This is a genomic window from Acinetobacter sp. YH12134, assembly GCF_013418555.1.
GTDB lineage: Bacteria > Pseudomonadota > Gammaproteobacteria > Pseudomonadales > Moraxellaceae > Acinetobacter > Acinetobacter indicus.
In genome coordinates, this window is sequence record NZ_VPBT01000012.1 from 26,662 (window position 1) to 50,273 (window position 23,612).

A 23,612-nucleotide genomic window follows, 5' to 3' on the forward strand; every position below is an offset into this window, starting at 1 on the left:
TAACTGATCGGGCCAGAGCAAGCAGAAACTTAAAAAACTTGCGGATTGGCACGTTCCTGTTTGGCTTGCTGCAGGGCAGCATTGGCTTCACGTTGCTGTGAATCCATCTCGGGAGCGGTTGCTGGCGTGTTCGCTGTCTGTGCTGTGGTGGGGCTGTGGGTATTATTCGCTGCTGCCGTTTGCGCGGACGCCGTTGGGGCAGAGTTGCGCCAGCCATAAGTATCGACTTTGCCTTGCTTCTTGGCATTTTTTGGTGGCGGGGTGGTGGTGTAATGGGTTGAGCCATTGGCATCGACCCATTTGTAGTACTGTTTGGCCATCACATTGGCGCTGGCCAGTGCGACTACTGAACATAATCCCCAAGTTAAAATAGAGCGATTCATCTTGTTATCCTCATGCTGTATTCAGCTGATCAATCTGCGCGTTTATCTTAGCAATAATTGGCGCTAAAGTTGATGAATTTTTAGGCTGGAAGATGAAAAATAACAGCATGAATCTGCGCCTAAATATCTTTGGTTATTGTATTCAGAATAACCATTTTACTGCTGCAGAATTATCCATTTTTATGGGTTAATTATAAATAAACGATTTTTTATTCAATAAAATTCATTCATTTTTTTTATGTATTTTATATTTAAAATTTATGTTAAATAAAGGCAAACACATGAAATATCATGTTTTATAACGGAAATTTAAATTTTTCTATGTAATGCTTGAAAACTAGATATGTTTAAAAAACAGGCACACAGCCAAGTTTAGGAAAAAAGCCAATTTTTAAACTTGACTTTAGGGGACGAAACTACAAAAATGCTGTCTTTAGTTTTATATGCCTTAGATCGATCACCCTTCGAATAAGTGTCATGTCATGCAATGGGCAACTTCTCTAGCCGAGAAGCTGAACAAAGCTGTGAAACGTGTTTATCCCAACATGTTTTTAGATCTCATATTGCTCAATCAGCAATCAGATCACAAATTTTTCCTATTGCGATGAAAACTATGAAATATGTGTGCTATAACAGTGCAACAATGAATTAATGAAACGCTGCAAATGCCTCCCATTTCGCAGTGATTAAGATTAGGGTGAATCACGTTGGAACTTTTATCTGGTGGTGAAATGCTCGTTCGTGCATTAGCGGACGAAGGCGTTGAACATGTATTTGGATACCCAGGCGGCGCCGTTTTACACATTTACGACGCGTTCTTTCAACAAGACAAAATCAATCATTACCTTGTGCGCCATGAACAGGCAGCAGGCCATATGGCTGATGCTTACTCGCGCGTAACCGGTAAGACCGGTGTGGTGCTGGTGACTTCAGGTCCAGGTGCAACCAACACCGTTACCCCAATTGCAACAGCCTATATGGACTCCATTCCAATGGTGATTCTGTCAGGTCAGGTTGCTTCTCATTTAATTGGTGAAGATGCGTTCCAGGAAACCGATATGGTGGGGATTTCCCGACCAATCGTAAAACACAGTTTCCAGGTGCGTCATGCCAGCGAAATTCCATCAATTATTAAAAAAGCATTCTATATCGCGTCATCTGGCCGTCCTGGTCCGGTTGTGGTTGATATTCCAAAAGATGCGACCAATCCGGCAGAAAAATTTGCCTACGAATATCCTGAAAAAGTGAAGATGCGTTCGTATCAACCACCACATCGTGGTCACTCAGGTCAAATCCGTAAAGCGATTGATGAACTGATTCATGCCAAACGTCCAGTGATTTATTCAGGCGGTGGTGTGGTGCAGGGCAATGCCGCAGCACAGTTAACTGAGTTGGCGCATATTCTGGGTTATCCGGTGACCAATACCTTAATGGGCTTGGGCGCATTCCCGGGTGATGATCCGCAATTCATCGGCATGCTCGGTATGCACGGTACCTATGAAGCCAACATGGCCATGCACAATGCAGACGTGATTCTGTGTGTCGGCGCGCGTTTCGATGACCGTGTCACCAACAATCCGGCAAAATTCTGTCCGAATGCTAAAGTCATTCATATTGATATTGACCCGGCAACAATTTCTAAAACCATCATGGCGCACATTCCAATTGTGGGCGCAGTTGAACCTGTACTCCAGGAGATGCTGGTACAGCTGAAACAGATGAATGTGTCGAAGCCAAATCCTGAAGCGATTGCAGCATGGTGGGAGCAGATCAATGAATGGCGTAAAGTTCATGGTTTGAAATATGAAAAGCCAACTGATGGCACCATGAAGCCACAACAGGTGGTGGAAGCTTTAGATAAAGTGACTAATGGTGAGGCCATTATTACTTCTGACGTTGGTCAGCATCAGATGTTTGGTGCGCTTTACTACAAATACAAGCGCCCACGTCAATGGATCAACTCGGGTGGCTTGGGCACCATGGGTGTAGGTTTGCCTTATGCAATGGCTGCGAAACTGGCATATCCAGACCAGCAGGTGGTGTGTATTACTGGTGAAGCATCCATCCAGATGTGTATCCAGGAGCTGTCGACCTGTAAGCAATACGGCTTGAACGTGAAAATTCTGTGCCTGAATAACCGTGCCTTGGGTATGGTAAAACAGTGGCAAGATATGAACTATGAAGGTCGTCACTCAAGCTCATATGTAGAGTCTTTACCTGACTTTGCCAAGCTGATGGAAGCGTATGGTCACGTGGGAATCCAGATTGACCATGCCGATGAGCTTGAATCGAAGTTGGCTGAGGCCATGGCCATCAATGATAAATGTGTATTTATTAACGTGATGGTTGACCGTACTGAACACGTTTATCCGATGCAGATTGCCGGTCAGTCCATGAAAGATATGTGGTTAGGAAAAGGGGAGCGTACAGAATGAGACACATTATTTCCGTTCTCGTTGAAAACGAAGCTGGTGCGCTTTCTCGTTTAGTGGGCTTGTTCTCTCAACGTGGTTATAACATTGAGACGCTGAACGTAGCACCGACTGAAGACCCGACTTTGTCACGTTTGACACTCACTACTTATGGTGATGACCACAAAATTGAGCAGATTACCAAGCAGCTGAACAAGCTGGTTGAAGTGGTCAAAGTGGTAGATTTGTCTGAAGGTGCGCATATTGAGCGTGAACTGATGCTGATTAAAGTCAAGGCACTGGGTTCAGCACGTGATGAAATCAAGCGTACTGCCGATATTTTCCGTGGTCAGGTGGTCGATGTGACACCAACGACCTATACCATTCAAATTGCTGGTACCACAGAAAAGCTTGATGGCTTTATTGATGCGTTGGCTGAGAACACCATTCTGGAAGTGGTGCGTTCAGGCGTATCGGGTATCGCACGTGGCGAAAAAGTTTTAACTATTTAATTTAACAACGAATTCACCTCTCCCGGCTGGGAGAGGCGCTAGCAAGCTGAATAAAGAAATTGCCCTAGCGGACAGGAATCAAAAGCATTTAAGCGGAGACAGCAATGCAAATTTTTTACGATAAAGACTGCGACTTATCTATCATCCAATCTAAGAAAGTAGCGATCATTGGTTACGGTTCACAAGGTCACGCGCACGCGCTTAACCTTAAAGATTCTGGCGTTGACGTAACTGTTGGTTTACGTGCTGGTTCAGCTTCTTGGAAAAAAGCTGAAAATTCAGGGCTTAAAGTTGCTGAAGTTCCTGCTGCAGTTGCACAAGCTGACGTGGTGATGATCTTGACTCCAGACGAGTTCCAAGCGCAACTTTATCGTGACGTGATCGAGCCAAACATCAAGCAAGGCGCGACTTTAGCATTTGCTCACGGTTTCTCTGTTCTTTATAACCAAGTTGTTCCACGTGCTGACTTAGACGTAATCATGGTTGCACCTAAAGCACCTGGTCACACTGTACGTTCTGAATACCAACGTGGTTCAGGTGTTCCTGATCTTATCGCGATTCACCAAGATGCTTCTGGTAACGCACGTAACCTTGCACTTTCTTACGCTTCAGGCGTAGGTGGTGGCCGTACAGGTATCATCGAAACTTCTTTCCGTGAAGAAACTGAAACTGACCTGTTCGGTGAGCAAGCGGTTCTTTGTGGTGGTGCCGTTGAACTGGTTAAAATGGGCTTCGAAACTCTGGTTGAAGCGGGTTATGCGCCTGAAATGGCTTACTTCGAATGTCTACACGAACTTAAATTGATCGTTGACTTAATGTTCGAAGGCGGTATCGCGGACATGAACTACTCTGTATCAAACAACGCTGAATACGGCGAATACGTAACAGGTACTGAAGTCATCAACGAACAGTCTCGTGAAGCAATGCGTAATGCGCTTAAACGTATTCAATCTGGTGAATACGCGAAGATGTTCATCCAGGAAGGTGCGTTGAACTACCCATCTATGACTGCTCGTCGTCGTCAAAACGCTGCTCACGGTATCGAAGTGACTGGTGCTAAATTGCGTGCCATGATGCCTTGGATTCAAGCAAACAAAATCGTTGATAAAGAAAAGAACTAAGTTCTAATTTCTGAGCCAAAAAGCCCTTGTGTTTCACAGGGGCTTTTTTATGTCATTTAAAAATAGAGCTTACTGAGTTAAGTTAACTTCCGTGCCTTAAAGAAAAGAAAGCAGTGCTTTTCTTTCTTTGCACTTCACTCAGAACAGTGTTCTGAGCTTGCTCATACCTTGGATTCAAGCAAACAAAATCGTAGACAAAGAAAAGAACTAATTTCTCGAATCATTTGATTTGAACGCGAAGACCCACTCACTAGAGTGGTTTTTTTACATTTAATATTGTGTGCCTTGCTTCATTCAAAGGAGTGCCTTTCTTGCTTGTACTTCATACAAAACACTGCTTTTTACTTCTTACGCTTCACTTAAAGTGCTGCTTTGACGTCGCTGCCAGATCATCTGCCCAAAAAAAACTACTGTACTGAGTGAGATGGCTAATCACGCTGGGTCACTAAATTGGCTGAAAAATACTTTTATTTAGAAGAATTATTTTTTACTCAGATTAAAAGTCGAGTGAAAAATGAATAAATGCAAAAAAAGTAAAAAATGAATCAGGAATAAAACAGATTGGGCTGCTTTGGTTTTTTCTGATGGGGTTTATGTATTTTATTATTTCTCCCTAACAGTTTATTGAATAAGGCTATCCCTATTACTAAGTATTTTATATTTAAAATAACAATCAAATAATCTGTTTAAATTGTCAGGCTTCTTAAGGATATGTGAAATTTCAACTAATTTTTGGTGGAAAATTCTAATATTTCGAGGAAAACTAAAAAAAAATGTAATAAATGTAAAGGAATGTTTATTAAGGGTATTTAATTTTTTTTATAAAAAACATCTATTTGTTTTTATCTTAAAAAACTAGGTAGAAAAAAAATCCCTAAAAATAGTGACCCAAGTAGCAAGGAGAATTTGGGTCACCAAAAAAAGAGAATTAGTCCAAAAACAGTCGATTAAAAAAGAAAAATAATTTTAAAAAATAAACACTTAGTCTTGTGTGAAAAATCCCGTATAGATGGTTTTTTCTGTGGAATACCTACAATAAAAGGACTTGCTCAGGATCGGGTTTTAATCAGTCTAAAGACATTCTGGTTTGGGTGAGTGATTAGAAAAACAGTTCTTATATTAAAGTTATGGAGAAACACGACATGTCTACATTAATTAAAACAGCTATGGCGGTATTATTTGCAGGTACTTGCTCATCAGCAATTTATGCAACAGAAGCTGAAACAGCTGGTAAACCAGGTGGTAAACATAACTGGAATAACTGTACAACTTTAGGTTGTGAAAAAGATATTCCAATTAAACTAGAAGTTCCAAAAAAATGTGAAATTAAAGGCGGATCAGCAATTGAGTTGAGCAAAGCCGGTGGTACCAAAACATCTAACTATACAGTAAGAAGTAATACTCACTATGTATTAAATATTACAACTGCAAACAATGGTACCAATGCAAGTACATATGTTAAGCATGAAGATGATGGCACAGTACGTATTCCAACTACAATCACAACAACAAAAACAGGTGGTGGTGCGATTGCTTGGGGTAGCAGTAACCATGCTGGTCTAGCAGATGATGTCTATACTGTTTCGGTTACTAACTCGGCAGTAGCTCCATTCCAGCGTGCAGGTACATATTCAGACACTTATAAAATCAAAGTGTTCTACTAATTTAGTGTTTCGCCTAACTTGGTCTTCGGACCAAGTTAGGCTTTTTCGTTATAAAAGCTGGGGAATAATATGAAAAAAATAATAGCCTTTTTAGTTTCATCGCTGTGTTATGCATCTGCAAGTTATGCAGGTGTTTCTATTGACCCGGTTCAGATGTATATCAACAGTCAGGCTAAACAAAGAACCACAACGCTTACTTTAGAATCTACAGATGAAACTGAAGCAAAAAATTTTGAAATTAAAGCCTTTAAATGGACGCAACAAGGCAATGGTGAGAATGTTTTGGTACCAGATGACACCCTTATTTTAAATCCCAAAAACTTTATTCTGCAGCCGAATGGCAAACAGACTATCCGTGTTGGTTTTAATCGTCCTTTAGAGTCGGTACTCACCGGTAATCAGGAGGGTGCATGGCGCATTCTGGTGGAAGAAATTCCACAGGCCGTGAAAGAAACCTCAGTTAACTTTCTGCTCAGCTTTAACCTGCCTTTATTTGTCGGTAAGCAGGAAGATACGAACGTTAAATTTAATATTGAGAATAACCGGCTGGTTGCACAAAATCAGGCCAATTCGCATGTTCAGATTAATAATTTGAAGATTGTTGATGCCAATAAGAAGGAAGTGTTTAAGGCCGATACTATGGCTTACTTATTGGCCAAAATGAATTACAGCTATGAGTTAAATGGAACCAAGATTGCAGATCCAAAAAAGTATACTGTCCAATTTTTTACGGATAAGAACGATAACATGGTGGAGCTTAAATTCTCGGACTAGCGGTATAGGGGGAATTTGCGATGAATATAAAAAATCGGTGGTTTATTGTTGTTCATATTTTATTTAGCTTCGCAGCGAATGCGAATGAAAATCCGGTAGAAGAAAGTCTTGCCAATCTGTGGATTAATGAACTTGATCATCATACTGATATTATTTTAATCACAGAAGGGCAGCATTATTATATGGGTTGTGATGTGCTGTCCGAACGGCAAATTCAAGTGCAAAAGTTAAAGAAACATCAGCAGCGTGCGGATTTCTGTCTGGTCAGTGAAGGCGATATTCAAGCGGTTTTTGATAGTTCATCGCAGTCCATTAAATTAACCATCCCCACTCACTATTTTCAATCCGATTTAAACGTTTTTAACCAGAAAGTGATTCCTGAAAAAGCCAGTTTTGGTGGCTTTATGAATTATGACTGGGTCTATGCCAACAGCGATTCAAATGAAGCTTATAGTGGTCTGGCCGAGCTGGGGGTCTTTAAAGATTACTGGATTCTCAAGAATTCGGTGCTGTATCAGAATACCTCTGTCGAGGAGCAGGTGGTACGTTTAAATAGCAGTTTTGATCTGGAATTTCCGGAAAGCATGACCCGTCTAACCCTGGGCGACACCACAACAACCTATAACCCGTTAATTAACTCTTTGCGTTTTGCCGGTTTAAACTGGGGAACCAACTACACCGAGCGTCCAAGTTTTGTCTATTGGAATATTCCAACCTTACAGGGTAGCGCGCGTATTCCATCTACTGTTGAGCTGTTTATTAACGGGGTGAGCATTTATAGCCAGAAAGTCAGCCCGGGCGATTACATGCTGGAAACAGGGGCGCAAATTCAGCAGGCGGGTGATGCACAAATTGTAGTTGAAGATGTTTTAGGTAACCGTAGTGTGCAAACTTTTCCAGTGCTGGTCACTAACCGTTTATTACGTGATGGCCTGGATGAATATAATATTGCCTTAGGTAAGCTGCGTTATAACTACAATCTGGACAGTAGCGATTATCGGGATTTCTTTGTTAATGGCTTTTACCGCAGGGGACTGTCTAACGCAACCACCTTGGGAACCAACCTGTCCTATAGTGAAGATATTCAGAATGCGGGGGTTATGTGGACTCAGGCCATCAGTAATATTTTAATTGTAGACAGTGTGGTCATGGCCTCGCATGATGACCGGAATCAGATGAACTATTCCTATGGTTTGTCCGCCAGCAAAGATTTCGGGAATTTTTCACTGGGTGCCAGTTCCAAGTATACCGAACGGGATTTTAAGTTTTTATGCGATGATCTGGACAATGTTTCGAATTATCCAAAATTTGAAAATCTGGTGTATTTAGGGCTGACCAATGTGCCTTATGTGCACAATATTAATCTGAACTATGCTGAACAGAAATACTATGATCATCCTGAATTTGAACAGCAGAACCAGCGGGTGATCAATGTCGGATTTAACCGGAATTTTGGACGCCGATTTGCTGTCGGGCTCAGTTATTTCAATGCTTTTGGCGATCGTAAAGATTCTGGCGGGATATTATCTCTTAGTTATAATTTTGATAATGATAAATCCGTCTATTTTAGTCAGTCTGCAGACCAGAACACCAACCTACAGCTGGTGAAAAGTGACTCGAGTCAGGTCGGCTTTGACTATGCTGTCGGTGTGAATCATCGCAATGATGACACACTTTATAATGTAAATGGCCTGCTGAAAACCAAAGTGGGTGATCTAGATTTTTACCATGTTCAGGGCAAGGAAACGCGTGACTCGCAACTGGCTTATCGTGGTGCTGTTGTCTGGCTGGGTAATCAGTTAAGTTTTACCAAAATTGTTGAACATGCTTTTGGTTTGGTCAAAGTCGGGGATTATCAAGATATTGATATTCTACGCTCACTGGTTTATGTCGATAAAACCAACAAAGATGGCTATGCCTTTGTGCATGATATTATTCCTTATGTGAAATACGACATTGCCTTTGATGAAAATCAGTTACCTATCGAAGATAAAATTCTTTATTCAAGTAAACAAATTACCGCGTTAAACCAGCGCGGCTACAAAATCAATTTCCCGGTTTTCCATGCTAAACAGGTTCGTATCCGGCCGGTAGATGTCCAAAATCGCAGTTTTATACCGGGATCAGAGCTGCATATTAACAATGAAGGTGGCGAGGTTTATCCGATTGGTTCGGATGGAACGGTCACTTTATATGGCTTGATTCCGGGGAGTTATAGTGTGCGGATTAAAACCCGAGAGGCGCAAACCTGTAGCGCTGTATTACAGGTTTCAGCTCAGGCACAAGATATAACTGTACCAGTTGAACTTGTGTGTAAATAAAAGGAGTAGGGGTGATGAAAGCGAGTGTACTGTTTTTAGTCTGTTGTATCAGCAGCAGTCTGTCTCTGGCACATGCGAGACAATGCCAAATTGAGCGTTTAACGGCAACCCAATTAAATTTGAATGCCTCTTATTTAAGTCAGGCTGCGACTTCCTTTTCGGTGAATTGTGGTAGTCGTTATGCCATTAAGTTTAATAGCCGAAATCTGGTGAATAGTACAGGCAGCAGTTATCTGGTGAATGAGAAGAATTATAAGCTCAGAACCCAGATGAATATTAGTGGTGCCAGTTCTTCACGCTGGAATGTTCCGCTTAGTCAGGCCCCCACTGGTCAAGATAAATTTGTGGTGTTGGTACAATTAATGGAACGTCCAACGGCAAGAACACCTGCCGGTGTATACCGGGACAGTCTATATATTAATTTGATGTTTTAATAATGCTTTAAATATTGGAAATATCGAATATTTTTCCAATGCTCTAACCAGGCGGGTGCAATACCACGAGTTTGATACAAGTATGAAATTAATTTCATGAATTTATCATAAAACTGCAAACTGTAAGGATTATGCTGGGCAGACAACAACAACAGAGGAATACGCGGATGTCAGCGTCTTCACGCACACTGGTATTAAAGTCGCCTAATATTCCTGAGAATTTTAAATTTTATTTTAAACAGGAAAAACAAAAAAAAGCGATTAATGAAGTTATTGAAATTGAAGAGCTGGTGCGACCTCGTTTAAGAATTGCGTTAGTGACAGAAACCTGGCCGCCAGAAATTAATGGTGTGGCCAATTCATTATTACAACTGTGCAAAGGATTGCAAAAATTGGGACACAAAATTCTACTGATTCGTCCTGAACAAAAACAACCTTGTACCGATTTTAGTCCCAACAAAGAATGTCTGGTCAAGGCGCAGTCTATTCCGAAATATGGCCATCTGCAGTTTGGCTGGCCACAGCTGTATAAACTCTCTACCGCCATGGATGAGTTTGAGCCAGATATCGTGCATGTGGTGACCGAAGGGCCGCTGGGTCTGGCTGCTTTACAGGTGGCAAAATCCAAGCAGATTCCGGTATCTAGCGGTTTTCACTCTGCCTTTCAGGACTTTAGCCGCTTTTTTGACCTGGCTTTTCTGGTTAAACCGATCCAGCGTTATCTGTGCTGGTTCCATAACAATACGCAATTGACCTGTGTGCCTAGTACTGATACCGAGCAGTCTTTACGCCAGTTTGGTGTGGAAGGCCCACTGGTGGTCGTTGGTCGTGGGGTCGACGTCGACAGGTTCTCACCGCAACATCGTTCAGAGGCCTTACGTTCACGTTGGGGTGCAGATGAACAGACTCGGGTGCTGATTTATGTGGGCCGGGTGTCGCCAGAAAAAGAAGTGAACGTGGTGATTGATGCCTATCGGGCCATGCAGGCCATTGCCAAATATCCAACCAAGCTGGTGGTGGTAGGCGATGGTCCGGACCTGAAACGTCTGGAAGGGCTGAACACCGATGGTGAGGTCATCTTTATGGGCAGTTTAAGTGGGCAAAAACTGGCTGAAGCTTATGCTAGTGCCGATGTGTTTGTCTTTGCCAGTCAGGTAGAAACCTTTGGTAATGTGGTGCTTGAAGCCATGGCCAGCGGCTTGCCAGTCGTGGCGTATGACTATGCTTGTGCCAATTTGCATGTCAAACAAGATGAAACCGGCTGGCTTAGTCCACTGGGTGATGTCGCCGGAATTATGCGTTCGATTTATCAGTTACCGAGCGCAAAAGTATTAAGACAGATGGGTAAAAAAGCCCGTGAATCTACCCAGCATATCGGCTGGCAATATCCGATCCAACAATTTGAACAGGCACTTTATCGGGTGGTGCAGGAGTCGCATATGACGACCTAGATTTTAAGCTCAAGCTTAAAGGAGAGCATAGAATGAAACTTAAAAATGCAAAAATAAGAATACTTGATCTCGACTTGAAAGGCTGTTTGTATCTCAATCATTTTTCCCACTCCGAACGGGTGGCTTATTTCTTTAAAGTGATGAGCCGCTTAGGCGACGGTTTATTCTGGTATGTCATGTTGGCCACAGTCTGGTTATGGCAGGGCCTGCTGTATGGATTGCAGATTATCTACTTGCTGTTAGGTGGATCGGTCGGTACGGGCATCTATAAACTGCTTAAAAGCAAAACCGTGCGTCCCCGTCCTTATCAGGTACATCAGGTGATTCGCTTGGGCGAGCGTCCGCTTGATCACTTTAGTTTTCCTTCCGGTCACACTTTGCACGCGGTCATGATTACCACAGTGCTGGGCTATATTCAGCCGCTACTGCTGGTGTTGATGTTACCTTTTACCATTCTGGTGGCGCTATCACGTATGGTGCTGGGGCTGCATTATCCAAGTGATGTGGCGGTCGGTGCACTAATTGGCGGTCTGGTGGCCAGCGGCATTATTTCGGCTGCGCCGTATCTGGAAATTGCGCTATAGCCCATTCACCGGCGGTACGGCCTGTCAAAGCTGGTACAGCATTTGCAAAATTTGCTAAAGTAGTGCATCACACTAAATTGCCTTAGGAATAGACATGGGTTTACGTTGGACAGATAGCATCGATATCGCCATTGAACTGTATGAAGCACATCCAGATGTCGATCCGCAATGGATCCGTTTTACTGACCTGCATGCCTGGGTTTGTGCACTTCCAGATTTTGAAGATGATCCGACCAAGTCAACCGAAGGTCTGTTAGAAGCCATTCAAATGGCATGGATTGACGAAGCACGTTAACAGCGACCTCAAAAAACCGATTTTTTTACAGATTAAACGCAGAAAAAAGCCCATTTTTCGGTATAATGCGGCAAAATTTCTGTCAACTTTGACTTTAAGGAGCCAATCATGGCTATCGAACGTACATTATCTATCGTTAAACCAGACGCAGTTGCTAAAAACGTAATCGGCGAAATCTTCGCACGTTTTGAAAAAGCGGGTCTTAAAATCGTTGCAACTAAAATGAAACACTTGACTCAAGCTGAAGCTGAAGGCTTCTACGCTGAGCACAAAGAACGTGGTTTCTTCGCTGACTTAGTTGCGTTCATGACTTCTGGTCCAGTTGTTGTTTCAGTTCTTGAAGGTGAAAACGCAGTTCTTGCTCACCGTGAAATCCTGGGCGCAACTAACCCTAAAGAAGCGGCTCCTGGCACTATCCGTGCAGACTTCGCTGTAAGCATCGACGAAAACGCTGCTCACGGTTCTGACTCTGTAGCATCTGCTGACCGTGAAGTTAACTACTTCTTCGCTCAAACTGAGATTGCTCCACGTACTCGTTAATACGCAGTATTCAAACCAGATAAGTGTTATTATACTTATCTGGTTTTTTTATTCTCTGAATAATCCCTCGCTCAGATCTTGAGCATCTCCTTTCATCCTCAGACATGATTTAGGTAATACACATGAGTAATGAAGTGGTCGCTTCATCTGCAACATCTGATGAGCAGCAACAATCTTTGTCCACTCCAGCGCAATCAACTTCTGTGCAGAAAGTGAATTTACTGGGCATGTCGCGTGCTGAGCTGGAAAAATTCTTCGAAGATTTAGGTGAGAAGAAGTTTCGTGCCGGCCAGGTGATGAAATGGATTCACCAGTATTTCGTGACCGATTTTGCCGAAATGACCAATATTTCAGGCAAGTTGCGCGCAAAACTGGAACAGATATGTGAAATTAAAGCGCCAGATGTGGTGCATAAAAACTATTCTAAAGATGGTACTCGTAAATGGGTGTTCCGTGTTGGTGATGGTGCGGGTTCCTTGGTCGAAACCGTGCTGATTCCTGCGGAAGATAAAACCGGTTCGCGTAAGACTTTATGTATTTCCTCACAGGTCGGCTGTGCGCTGGACTGTTCATTCTGCTCAACCGGTAAACAGGGCTTTCAACGCGACCTGACCCAAGCTGAAATTATTGGTCAGCTGTGGATGGCCAACTATTCCTATATGGAAGATGTGCCGGTTGCAGAGCGTGAGCGTTCGGTGACGAACGTGGTGATGATGGGCATGGGCGAGCCGCTGCTGAACTATGATGCGGTCTTAAACTCGATGCGTATTATGCTGGATGACTTCGCCTATGGCATGTCAAAACGCCGTGTAACGCTGTCGACCTCGGGTGTAGTGCCAAAAATTGACCAGCTGGCTGAAGATATTGATGTCGCGCTGGCGATTTCTTTACACGCCACCAACGATGAACTGCGCAATGAGCTGGTGCCAATCAACAAGAAATATCCACTGGAACAGCTGATTGCAGCCTGCCAGCGTTATATCAAAAAAGATGGCAACGAAAGTGCGCGTAAGCACGTGACCATTGAATATGTCATGCTCGATGGCGTGAATGACAGCATTGAACATGCCAAAGAGATGATCAAGCTGCTCAAAGACCTGCCAAGCAAAATCAATTTAATTCCGTTTAACCCGTTCCCGCATGCGCCATATGGCCGTTCAAGCCGGAACAGGATTATTTCTTTCCAAAAAACTTTGTCTGATGCCGGATTTGTGTGTACGATTCGTCAGACACGTGGTGATGATATTGATGCCGCGTGTGGCCAGCTGGTGGGACAGGTGGCAGACCGTACCCGTCGTGCGGAACAGTGGAAAAAGAAAGTTGCAGAGCGAAATGAAATTATGCGCTCTCAAGGATAATTAAATTTAGGGGGAGAGGTCCATTGACTAAGTTGATGTATAAATTCACAACCATCAGTACACTGTGTGTGGCTGCATGGATGAGCACCGGCTGTCAAACCACAACTCCTACTTTAAGTCCGAAAGATCCGGAAAAGGCAATTCAGGTGCGTACCCAGCTGGCGGCCGAGTATTTAAAATCGGGTGATTTAGACTCGGCCAAACGTGCCCTGGATCAGGCACTGGAAACAGATTCGCGTGATTCTATGGCCAATATGATGATGGGCGTGCTGCTACAGCAAGAAGGTAGCAAGCTGAATCTGGAGAAGGCCGATACGTATTTCAAGCGTGCCATCTCTGCCGATCCGAACAATGCGCAGGCGCGTAACAACTATGGTACGTATTTGTATCAGGTTGAACGCTATAATGATGCCATTGAACAGCTGAGTATTGCCGGGGCAACACTCGGTTATGATCAACGTTTTCGTGCATTGGAAAACGTGGGGCGGATTTACCTGAAACTGGGCGATATGGCGAATGCTGAAAAATCATTCAAGCAGGCTCTGCAGGCGAACCGTGACTCCTATGTTTCAATGTTAGAGTTGGCGGAAATTTTTTATTTCAACCAGCAGACTCCTGCAGCATCCAGAATGTATGAACAGTTTGTGCGTGCTGTGGGACAAAAAAATCAAGGTGCGCGTGCATTGTGGATTGGGATCCGTGTTGCACGAGCAAATGGCGATCAGTTGGGACAGCAGGTGCTGGTCAATCAGCTTCGGGCATTGTTCCCTGAAAGCCAGGAATATCAACGTTATTTGCAATTACAGCACAGTACTGAGGCCGTATGGAAGTAAATCCTAATTCACCGCAATCAAATACAAATGTAGCGCCCAATGCATTAGGAAATATCCAACGCCCAGGTGAGTATCTGCGTCAAATCCGTCAAAATCAGAAGCTTGAGCTTGAAGATGTGGCGCAAGAATTGAATATTCCGGTCAAAACCCTGACGGCGCTGGAGCAGGATGAATACAAGTCACTGCCTGAAGCGACCTTTATCAAGGGTTATTACCGCACCTACGCCAAATATTTAAAAGTCGATGCCACCAGTATCATCCAGCGTTTTGATGAAATCTATGCCAATGATACCGGCATGCTGCCGAATCATGCCCTGAATAATTCCCCAATTAAAATTATGGGCAAACTGCCTGGCTCGAATCGTGACCGTAACCGCAAATGGTTAAAGCGTATTGCGCTGGCGGTAGTGGTACTGGCCTTAATCTGGATTATCATCGCGGCCGTGCAAAACTGGTCATCTTCGCAGTCGAGCGACACCGAGCAGAATATTGTGCCAATGTCTGATGTCGAAATTATTAATTTAGACAACAGCAGTGCCGTGACCGGCGATCAGCTGTCTTTAAGCTTTAACCGTCCGACGTCGGTTCATATTGTGGATTCGACCGGGAAGGTGCTGGCCACTGGCCGTCAGGCGTCCAGCTTGAATTTAACTGGTGAGGCACCATTTCAGATTCGTTTAGATGATGCAACCGCAGTGTCATTAAGTCTAAACAATGAAAATATTTCATTGTCTCCATATACCGTCAATGGCAAAGCGGAATTCCGTTTGTCGCCTTAATGGCACAGAGTAGAGCGAAATCATGATTGAGAATCCAATTCGACGCCGTCCAACCCGTAAAATTCGTGTCGGTTCAGTCTATGTGGGCGGTGATGCGCCAATCAGCATTCAGAGTATGACCAATACCGAAACCTGTGATGTCGCTGCAACGGTTGCGCAAATTCAGCGCTGTGTTGATGCTGGTGCAGACATCATGCGGGTATCGGTGCCAAGCATGCAAGCTGCACAGGCTTTTGGTGAAATCCGTAAGCAGGTCTCTGTTCCTTTGGTTGCAGATATTCACTTCGACTATAAAATTGCTTTGGCTGTGGCCGATTTCGGCGCTGACTGTCTGCGGATTAACCCGGGTAATATTGGTTCGGAAGCGAAAATCCGTGAAGTGGTGGCTGCGGCCAAACATCATGATATTTCCATGCGGATTGGGGTCAATGCCGGTTCACTGGAAAAAGATATTCAAAAGAAATATGGCGAGCCGACCGGTGCGGCTCTGCTTGAATCGGCCATGCGCCATATTGATATTTTAGACCGTCTGGATTTCCAGGAATTTAAGGTCTCGGTGAAAGCATCGAATGTATTTTTAACCATGGATGCCTATCGTTTGCTGTCGCAGCAAATTGATAATCCGCTGCATTTAGGTGTGACTGAAGCGGGAATCTATCGGACCGGTTCGGTGAAATCAGCGATTGCCTTAGGTGGCCTGCTGATGGAAGGCATTGGCGACACCATGCGTATTTCCCTGGCAGCAGAGCCGGAAGAAGAAGTCAAAATTGGCTTTGATATTTTAAAATCGCTCGGCCTGCGTTCTAATGGCATTAACTTCATTGCCTGCCCAAGCTGTTCACGTCAGGAATTTAACGTGATTAAAGCCATGCAGATGTTGGAAGAGCGTCTGGAAGATGTCCGCACCCCAATGGATGTGTCGGTGATTGGCTGTAAAGTTAACGGTCCGGGCGAAGCCAAAGAAGCTGATATTGGCGTGGTAGGTGCAAGTCCGCGTTCACTGGTGTATCGTAATGGTGAAAAGAGCCATTTAATTGATACCAATCAATTGGTTGATGAAATCGAAACAATGGTTCGTCAACGTGTTAAAGAGCTTGAAGAAGCTAAGTCAAAAGAGATTATTCGCACAGGTTTTTCTGAGTAGATCATGAGTTCAATCGTCGCAATCAAAGGTTTTAATGACATTCTCCCAACCCAGACCCCGGCTTGGAGACGTCTGGAACAGCATCTGTCCAGTCTTATGGATGCTTATGGTTATCAGCAAATCCGTTTGCCGATGGTTGAGCAGACCCATCTGTTCAAGCGTTCCATTGGTGATGCAACCGATATCGTTGAAAAAGAAATGTACACCTTCCTGGACAAAGGCAATCCGCCAGAGTCATTGACTTTACGTCCGGAAGGTACGGCAGGCTGTGTACGTGCCATGCTTGAGCATAACCTGCTGCGCGGTGCAACGCCTCGCGTGTGGTATATCGGCCCAATGTTCCGTTATGAAAAACCGCAAAAAGGCCGTTATCGCCAGTTCCATCAGTTTGGTGTGGAAACTTTTGGTGTCGCTACCCCAGATATGGATGCCGAGCTGATTTTAATGACCGCGCGTTTATGGAAACGTATGGGCGTTGCAGATAAAGTTCAACTTGAACTGAATACTTTAGGTGAGTCAGATGAACGTGCCGCGTATCGCGCCGCCTTGGTTGAGTTCCTGGAAACGCACAAAGCCGATCTCGATGAAGATTCTCAGCGCCGTTTAAGCACCAACCCGCTGCGTATTCTGGACTCTAAAGATGCCAAAACTCAGAGCATCCTGGAAAATGCACCAAAACTTCACGACTTTATGGGTGAAGACACCATGGCGCATTTTGCCCTGTTGCAGCAGTATCTGACTGATGCCGGTGTCAGCTTCGTGATTAATCAAAAATTGGTCCGTGGTCTGGATTATTACAACAAAACCGTATTTGAATGGACCACTACCCATTTGGGTTCACAAGGGACAGTGTGTGCCGGTGGCCGTTATGATGGTCTGGTGGGGCAGTTAAAAGGCAAGCCAGAACAGTCGGTTCCGGCAGTTGGTTTTGCCATGGGTATGGAGCGTTTATTGCTTCTACTGGAACAGGTCGAAGACAACAGCCCAAGCCGCGACTGTGAAATGTTCCTGGTGGCCGATCCGGCATCACAAGGTAAAGCACTGGTGCTGGCCGAGCAGATTCGTGACCAACTTGAAGCCAGTGGTAGCGCCATTCGTTTGAAAGTCGGCTCGCAAGGCTCGATGAAAAGCCAGATGAAAAAAGCCGACCAGTCGGGTGCACTGTATGCTTTAATTCTGGGTGAGCGTGAGTGGGAAAACCAGCGCTTCGCCGTTAAAGAACTGGCCACTGCCGAGCAGTTGGATGTAGCTGTGGCAGAGATTGTGCCATTTATGATTGAAAAATTTTCTTCAAAATAAGCCAAAGAATATAAGGAAAAGGGTAATTCAATGAGCGCATTAAGTGATGATGAACAACTTGATCATTTAAAATCATTCGCTAAGAAATATGGTTCTGCAATTATTAGCGGGATTTTGATTGCGCTGATTGCCTTTTTCGGATGGCAATACTGGCAGAAGAAAAACCTGGCTGAAGATCAGACCAACACCGCCAAAGTCCAGCAACTGATGGACGAGGCGCGTGCGACTGAAGGCGATGACAAGGCTTTCCAGAATCTGTCGACCACGGCCGATAAGATTGTGAAAGAAGCACCAGATTCCGTCCAGGCCATTCAGACCCAGTTCTTAATGGCGAAACTGGCCTATGATCAGGGCGATTATGCCGGTGCAGAAAAAGCCTTAAAGAAAGTTGAAAATTCTAAAGTCGATGACGCCGGCTTAATGCAGGTATTAAAACTGCGTTTGGCCTATGCGCAATTGGCACAAAAGAAATATGATGAGGCACTGAAAACCTTGTCTGCCGTCAACGATCCTGCCTTTAAAGCAACAGCTGAAGAAGCGCGTGGTGATGTGTACGTGGCGAAAAACGATATTGAAAATGCTAAAAAAGCGTATCAGAACGCATGGAATGCGTTACTTGAACGTCAACAGGAACGTCAAATTTTACAAATTAAACTCGAAAGTGTCGGCGTTTTAGTTGATGATCCTGAAATTGAACGTCCTGTAATCGACACACAAGTGGATGAAACTGAATGAATAGAAAATATAAGATCCCGTTTGCACTAACTGTTTTAAGCCTTGCATTGGCTGGCTGTTCAAGCAACAGCATTAAAGTTGAAAAAGTAAAACCGAATCCTTTGCCAAAACTGCAACAGGCCAAAACCCTGGTGCCTGTATTTTCTCAAAACACCTCATCGACTGCTGAGGAAGATCCGCTGCGTTTACAGCTAGATGTCGATAATGGCGTAGTATTTAGTATTGATCCTAAAGGTGAAGTGGCGGCCTATCGTGGCAAGCAGCGTTTGTGGCAAACCGAAGTCAGCAAACAGGGGCTCAGCTCAGGTGTAGAAGCGGCAGAAGGTCTGGTGATTGTTGGGAATCAGAAAGGCCAACTGTTTGCACTGGATCAGGCCACAGGTGAGAAAAAGTGGACCGCACAATTGACTGGGGCTATTCTGGCACCTTCGCTGGTGCATGCCAACCGTGTGGTGACTATCAGCAATGATGGTATTGTCTATGCGCATAACCTGGCGACTGGCCAGCAAATGTGGACTTACAATTTGCCGAATGTCCAGTTTAGCCTACGTGGTAGCGCTGCACCGGTAGCGGTTGATCCGCGTACCGTGCTGGTAGCAACCGCCAATGCTTATATTTATGCAATTGATGTGGTGACCGGTACGCCACGTATGCAGCGCCGTGTGGCCATCAGTGAAGGTCGCTCCGATATTCAGCGTTTAAATGATATTGATGGCGATCCGGTAGTAGCTGGCCAGTTACTGGTCACTACCAGCTTCCAGGGCCAGGTGACCGTCACTGATCTGGCTTCACAGCAAGTGGTTTGGAGCGAAGACCTGAGCAGCATCAAACGTCCGGAAGTGGTCGGCAATGGGGTTTTTGTCGCCAGTGCCGATGGCCGTTTAGTGGCTTATGAAATTACCAGTGGCCAGAAGCTGTGGGAAAATGACCAGTTGCTTAACCGTCGTTTAAGTAACCCGGTAATGCTGGGTCAGGACCTGGTGGTGGGAGATATGGATGGTGTCTTGCATCTGTTTAACCCGAGCAACGGTCAGCTGATTGGTCGCGCCAAAACCAGCGGTGAAGTGCGTTCTTTACGTGTCATCGACAACCAGTTATATGTTGGTACGCAAAAGGGTGCATTCAGCATTTGGCAGAACCGTTAACTTTTTGTTGCCTTATGTTAAACTAGGCGACAATTTCCGTATTTTTTAACGCGGGGTGATTGAATGTTCAATGCCCCGTGTTTTTATTCAGGTCTTTGACTGAAATTTTTTCTTCCCATTTGTTTCTGATGTTCAGACCCGTGTAGTGGACTGATCTCAAATAAAGGTTAATCTATGAAACCCGTAATTGCGCTCATTGGTCGTCCGAACGTCGGAAAATCAACGTTGTTTAACCAGATCACCAAGAGTCGTGATGCTCTGGTCGCAGACTTTGCCGGCCTGACGCGTGACCGTAAATATGGTGATGCGACCTATCAGAATAAATCCTTCATCGTGGTCGATACCGGCGGTATTGGCGAATCTGAAGGTGGTATCGATTCTTACATGGCCGAGCAGTCGAAAACCGCCATCCATGAAGCCGATATGATCATCTTCGTGGTCGATGCACGTGCCGGTTTGCTGGCTTCGGATGAGCAGATTGCCCGTGAACTGCGTACGCTGGGTAAAAAAGTCTTTCTGGTGGCCAACAAGGTCGATGGCGTACATGCAGAAGCCGCGCTGGTTGAATTCTTTAAACTGGGGATGGGCGAGCCAATGCAGGTGGCCGCCAGCCATGGTCGCGGTGTCCAGCAGATGCTGGAAGAAGTGCTGCAAGATGTGCCGGAAGATGAAAACCCGGAAGAGCGTGATGAAGACACGGGTCTGCGTTTAGCGATTATTGGTCGTCCGAACGTGGGCAAATCGACGCTGGTGAACCGTTTGCTGGGTGAAGAGCGCGTGGTTGCTTTTGACCAGCCGGGCACAACACGTGACTCGATTTATATTCCGTTTGAACGTGAAGGGCGTAAATACACCCTGATTGATACTGCCGGTGTACGCCGTAAAGGCAAGGTCGATGAAATGATCGAGAAATTCTCGATTGTAAAAACCTTGCAGGCGATGAAAGATGCCAACGTGGTGGTTGTAGTGGTCGATGCCCGTGAAGGGATTGTCGAGCAGGACCTGCACCTGATTGGTTATGCGCTGGAAGCTGGCCGTGCCATGGTGATTGCGATCAATAAATGGGACAACATGTCTGAATATGATCGCAAGCAGTGTAAGCTGGATGTCGAGCGCCGCTTTGACTTTATTCCTTGGGCGCGTATTCACCTGATTTCAGCGCTGCATGGCACTGGGGTGGGTGATCTTTATCCGTCGATTCATCGTGCTTATGAGTCTTCGCGCTTAAAAGTATCTCCGGCCAAACTGACTCAAATCCTGAATGATGCAACTGAAGCGCACCATCCGCCAAAAGTGCAGGGTCGTGCCATTAAAATGCGTTATGCACACATGGGTGGTCAGAACCCGCCAACGATTGTAATTCACGGGAACAAGGTTGATAAAACTCCGGCTGATTATCGTCGTTACCTGGAAAACGTGTTCCGTAAGGTCTATAAGCTAGAAGGAACTCCGGTGAAGATTGAATTTAAAACCTCTGAGAACCCGTTTGAAGGACGTAAATCACAGGTGGATGAACGTACTGCTGCGCGTCGTCGTCGTTATGTACAGAAGTTTAAGAAAGCCGAGAAGAAATTTAAACGCGGTTAAGCGGTTTTTCGCTTGATACAAAAAAGCCCGAATCAGATTCGGGCTTTTTTATGGTCATCAGTTTCTAGTCTGGACGGCGTGCCAGCCACATATTGCTATAACGATTCACCCACTGCGGGCTTAGGCGCGACAGGGTAAACAGGAATTTGCTTTTTAGTCCGACCGGCTGATGGGTGGCGGTAAATAACGAGCTTTTTCGCGTAACACAACTGAAAATTTCATCGGCCACATCTTCCGCGCTTAAATGTACCCCCATATTTTGAATAGTGCCGGCATCCATATCTTTGACCATGGCGGTTTGCACAAACAGCGGCATCACATCCAGCACCCGGATACCGTATTTTTGCCATTCAACATCCAGCCCTTCGCTTATACCGCGTACCGCAAATTTACTGGCTGAATACGACACCAGATCGGCCTGTCCATAAATGGCCGAAGCCGACGACAGGTTCACCACCCGGGCAAAAGTCGCCTGTTTTAAATAAGGCAGTGCTGCATGACAGCCATTCAGCACCCCATTGACATTAACTTGCATGGTACGCTGATGCGCCTGAATCTCGGTGTCTTCAAAAGCACCCGAATATAAAATGCCGGCATTGTTGACTAAAATATTCAGCTCGCCAGCCCAGTCTACAAAACGCGCCAAAGCCGTTTGCCACTGCGCATAATCCGCGACATCCAGCCCGCCGGCTTGCGCATTGGGACCTAGCTGCTGCGCCAGTTGCTCGGCCTGTGCAACATTTAAATCATAAATTCCGACTTTATAACCCGCCTGATAAAATAAGCGGGCCACTGCTGCACCAATGCCTTGTGCTGCACCACTAATGAAGATACTGTGCATGTGGCTAACTCCTTGTGTTTTTGTTTTTCAAAGTGTTGTTCTGTTGAGAGCATAGCAAATATTTTTATGTAGATGATGGTTAAAGAAGGTAGAAATCGGCATGGATCAGTTATTGGCAGTGATGAAACAGCTTCGTGAGCAATGCCCATGGGACCAGAAGCAGACCCCGGAATCGCTGACCAGGTATGCAATTGAAGAAGCCTATGAAGTCGAAGCGGCCGTGCGCAGTGGTCATGCTCAGGACGTCAAAGAAGAACTGGGTGATCTATTGCTGCAAGTGGTATTCCAGTCGCAAATGTATAGCGAGCAGGGTGCTTTTGACTTTCGGGATGTGGTGCAGGCCATTACCGATAAAATGATTCGCCGTCATCCGCATGTATTTCAGCCCGAGCAGTTTGCGGCCTTAAGCCCGGAAGATGTCAGTGCATTGTGGCAGCAGATCAAACAGCGGGAAAAAGCCGGCAAACCTGCATCGCGCTTATCTGAGGTCAAACATGGCCCGGCCATTCAGCAGGCGCAGCAGTTACAGCACAATGTCGCACAGATTGGCTTTGATTTTCCCGATGTCACTGGCGCGATGCAGAAAGTCGATGAAGAGTTGCAGGAGTTGAAACAGGCGGTGGATCGGCAAGATTCCGACGAAATTCTGGATGAGCTGGGTGACTGTTTATTTTCTTTAATTAATGTTGGCCGTAAACTGAATCTGTCCAGCGAAATGGCTTTGCTGAGTACCGTACATAAATTTAGAACCCGCTTTGCTTTCATTGAACAGCAGTTACAACAGCAGCATAAAAATATAGAACAGGTGTCGTTGGCTGAAATGGATCAGCTGTGGGAGCAGGCAAAACAACAATTAAAATGACAGAGTGACCATGACAAGAAGAATAAGATTTCAACACGCTCAAGCTCTAATTCAACTGGCGTTAATGTTCTGCCTGTTTTGTAGTTTTTTCGCGCTGCAAAATGCGCAGGCAGAAAATTATGATGCGCGTTATCTGCAATGGAAGGCTGAACAAGAGGCGATTGATGCCCGCTTAAGCTCGTCGGCTTCTACGAAGACTTCCCAACCCCGTTCAGCTAGCGCAGGCAGTAGTGAAAAAATTAATCTGAATATGGCAACAGCCGCGCAATTACAGCAATTATCTGGCGTGGGACAAAAGAAGGCGGAAGCTATTATTGAGTACCGCAATCGGCATGGAAAATTCAAACGGATTGAAGATTTACAGTTAGTCAAAGGGATTGGACCGGCATTATTGGCCAAAAACCGGCACCGGCTGGGTATTTAATCGGGTCTGATCATCGGCCAACACCGCATCAGCCGGGCCCGAGTATTGAGATAATCAAATTGCCCTTTGATTGTGTTAGAGATATGATTAGCGTCATCTAATCTATTTTACGTTC

The 23,612-nt window shown here is 45.0% G+C and carries 23 protein-coding genes; 21 read left to right on the forward strand and 2 right to left on the reverse strand.

The genetic code is table 11. The features are described 5' to 3' along the window. Window positions 1-29: 29 nt before the first annotated feature. Window positions 30-383, reverse strand: a complete 354-nt coding sequence (locus FTU69_RS08430; RefSeq protein ID WP_180103735.1) for a DUF4124 domain-containing protein — start codon at window positions 381-383, stop codon at window positions 30-32. A 707-nt stretch (window positions 384-1,090) separates the two neighbouring features. Between FTU69_RS08430 and FTU69_RS08435 the strand changes: the two genes are divergently transcribed. The 19 genes from FTU69_RS08435 (at window position 1,091) to der (ending at window position 21,370) form a co-directional block, all read left to right on the forward strand. Then, complete coding sequence (locus FTU69_RS08435) at window positions 1,091-2,818, forward strand: acetolactate synthase 3 large subunit (protein ID WP_035363671.1); 1,728 nt, start codon at window positions 1,091-1,093, stop codon at window positions 2,816-2,818. After that, entirely contained in the window at window positions 2,815-3,306 is a 492-nt protein-coding gene (gene ilvN, locus FTU69_RS08440; protein WP_005182370.1) for an acetolactate synthase small subunit, read from the forward strand. The genes FTU69_RS08435 and ilvN overlap by 4 nt, the downstream gene beginning before the upstream one ends. A gap of 104 nt (window positions 3,307-3,410) precedes the next feature. Further along, the gene (ilvC, locus tag FTU69_RS08445) at window positions 3,411-4,427 is read left to right on the forward strand and encodes a ketol-acid reductoisomerase (protein ID WP_005182373.1); all 1,017 of its coding nucleotides are present in this window, start codon (window positions 3,411-3,413) and stop codon (window positions 4,425-4,427) included. A gap of 1,142 nt (window positions 4,428-5,569) precedes the next feature. After that, a complete protein-coding gene (locus tag FTU69_RS08450; protein ID WP_180046244.1) occupies window positions 5,570-6,091 on the forward strand; it encodes a hypothetical protein in 522 nt (173 codons plus the stop codon). 69 nt (window positions 6,092-6,160) lie between these two features. Beyond that, entirely contained in the window at window positions 6,161-6,865 is a 705-nt protein-coding gene (locus tag FTU69_RS08455; protein WP_075167357.1) for a molecular chaperone, read from the forward strand. 20 nt (window positions 6,866-6,885) lie between these two features. Then, window positions 6,886-9,186 (forward strand): fimbria/pilus outer membrane usher protein, encoded by a 2,301-nt coding sequence (locus FTU69_RS08460; RefSeq protein ID WP_180103736.1) that lies wholly within the window; start codon window positions 6,886-6,888, stop codon window positions 9,184-9,186. A 14-nt stretch (window positions 9,187-9,200) separates the two neighbouring features. After that, entirely contained in the window at window positions 9,201-9,620 is a 420-nt protein-coding gene (locus FTU69_RS08465) for a hypothetical protein (protein ID WP_180103737.1), read from the forward strand. A gap of 167 nt (window positions 9,621-9,787) precedes the next feature. After that, a complete protein-coding gene (locus FTU69_RS08470; RefSeq protein ID WP_180103738.1) occupies window positions 9,788-11,071 on the forward strand; it encodes a glycosyltransferase family 1 protein in 1,284 nt (427 codons plus the stop codon). 32 nt (window positions 11,072-11,103) lie between these two features. After that, window positions 11,104-11,655: a phosphatase PAP2 family protein gene (locus FTU69_RS08475; RefSeq protein ID WP_180103739.1), complete on the forward strand. Its 552-nt coding sequence runs from the start codon at window positions 11,104-11,106 to the stop codon at window positions 11,653-11,655. Between the two features lie 94 nt (window positions 11,656-11,749). Beyond that, window positions 11,750-11,950 (forward strand): Fe-S cluster assembly protein IscX, encoded by a 201-nt coding sequence (iscX, locus tag FTU69_RS08480; protein ID WP_005182385.1) that lies wholly within the window; start codon window positions 11,750-11,752, stop codon window positions 11,948-11,950. A 108-nt stretch (window positions 11,951-12,058) separates the two neighbouring features. Then, the gene (ndk, locus tag FTU69_RS08485) at window positions 12,059-12,490 is read left to right on the forward strand and encodes a nucleoside-diphosphate kinase (protein WP_005182388.1); all 432 of its coding nucleotides are present in this window, start codon (window positions 12,059-12,061) and stop codon (window positions 12,488-12,490) included. A gap of 122 nt (window positions 12,491-12,612) precedes the next feature. After that, window positions 12,613-13,848: a 23S rRNA (adenine(2503)-C(2))-methyltransferase RlmN gene (gene rlmN / locus FTU69_RS08490; protein ID WP_005182389.1), complete on the forward strand. Its 1,236-nt coding sequence runs from the start codon at window positions 12,613-12,615 to the stop codon at window positions 13,846-13,848. Between the two features lie 35 nt (window positions 13,849-13,883). Beyond that, window positions 13,884-14,681 carry a type IV pilus biogenesis/stability protein PilW gene (gene pilW / locus FTU69_RS08495; RefSeq protein ID WP_104470591.1) on the forward strand — a complete coding sequence of 266 codons (798 nt, stop codon included), beginning with the start codon at window positions 13,884-13,886 and terminating at the stop codon, window positions 14,679-14,681. Further along, complete coding sequence (locus FTU69_RS08500; RefSeq protein ID WP_180103740.1) at window positions 14,672-15,460, forward strand: helix-turn-helix domain-containing protein; 789 nt, start codon at window positions 14,672-14,674, stop codon at window positions 15,458-15,460. Before pilW ends, FTU69_RS08500 begins: the two co-directional genes overlap by 10 nt. A gap of 22 nt (window positions 15,461-15,482) precedes the next feature. Continuing rightward, window positions 15,483-16,604: a flavodoxin-dependent (E)-4-hydroxy-3-methylbut-2-enyl-diphosphate synthase gene (gene ispG / locus FTU69_RS08505; RefSeq protein WP_180103741.1), complete on the forward strand. Its 1,122-nt coding sequence runs from the start codon at window positions 15,483-15,485 to the stop codon at window positions 16,602-16,604. A gap of 3 nt (window positions 16,605-16,607) precedes the next feature. After that, on the forward strand, window positions 16,608-17,903 hold the full coding sequence (hisS, locus tag FTU69_RS08510; RefSeq protein ID WP_016659531.1) for a histidine--tRNA ligase: 1,296 nt from the start codon (window positions 16,608-16,610) through the stop codon (window positions 17,901-17,903). A gap of 30 nt (window positions 17,904-17,933) precedes the next feature. Then, on the forward strand, window positions 17,934-18,638 hold the full coding sequence (locus FTU69_RS08515) for a tetratricopeptide repeat protein (protein ID WP_180103742.1): 705 nt from the start codon (window positions 17,934-17,936) through the stop codon (window positions 18,636-18,638). Continuing rightward, complete coding sequence (gene bamB / locus FTU69_RS08520; RefSeq protein ID WP_180103743.1) at window positions 18,635-19,783, forward strand: outer membrane protein assembly factor BamB; 1,149 nt, start codon at window positions 18,635-18,637, stop codon at window positions 19,781-19,783. Before FTU69_RS08515 ends, bamB begins: the two co-directional genes overlap by 4 nt. A 174-nt stretch (window positions 19,784-19,957) precedes the next feature. Then, window positions 19,958-21,370, forward strand: a complete 1,413-nt coding sequence (der, locus tag FTU69_RS08525) for a ribosome biogenesis GTPase Der (RefSeq protein ID WP_005182406.1) — start codon at window positions 19,958-19,960, stop codon at window positions 21,368-21,370. Between the two features lie 64 nt (window positions 21,371-21,434). Here the strand turns inward: der and FTU69_RS08530 are convergent, their stop codons facing one another. Beyond that, window positions 21,435-22,211 (reverse strand): SDR family oxidoreductase, encoded by a 777-nt coding sequence (locus tag FTU69_RS08530; protein WP_016659529.1) that lies wholly within the window; start codon window positions 22,209-22,211, stop codon window positions 21,435-21,437. A gap of 100 nt (window positions 22,212-22,311) precedes the next feature. Between FTU69_RS08530 and mazG the strand changes: the two genes are divergently transcribed. Together mazG and FTU69_RS08540 are read left to right on the forward strand one after the other, a co-directional pair. Continuing rightward, window positions 22,312-23,073, forward strand: a complete 762-nt coding sequence (gene mazG / locus FTU69_RS08535; RefSeq protein ID WP_180103744.1) for a nucleoside triphosphate pyrophosphohydrolase — start codon at window positions 22,312-22,314, stop codon at window positions 23,071-23,073. Between the two features lie 10 nt (window positions 23,074-23,083). Further along, window positions 23,084-23,497 (forward strand): ComEA family DNA-binding protein, encoded by a 414-nt coding sequence (locus FTU69_RS08540; protein WP_127801699.1) that lies wholly within the window; start codon window positions 23,084-23,086, stop codon window positions 23,495-23,497. Window positions 23,498-23,612: the final 115 nt, after the last annotated feature.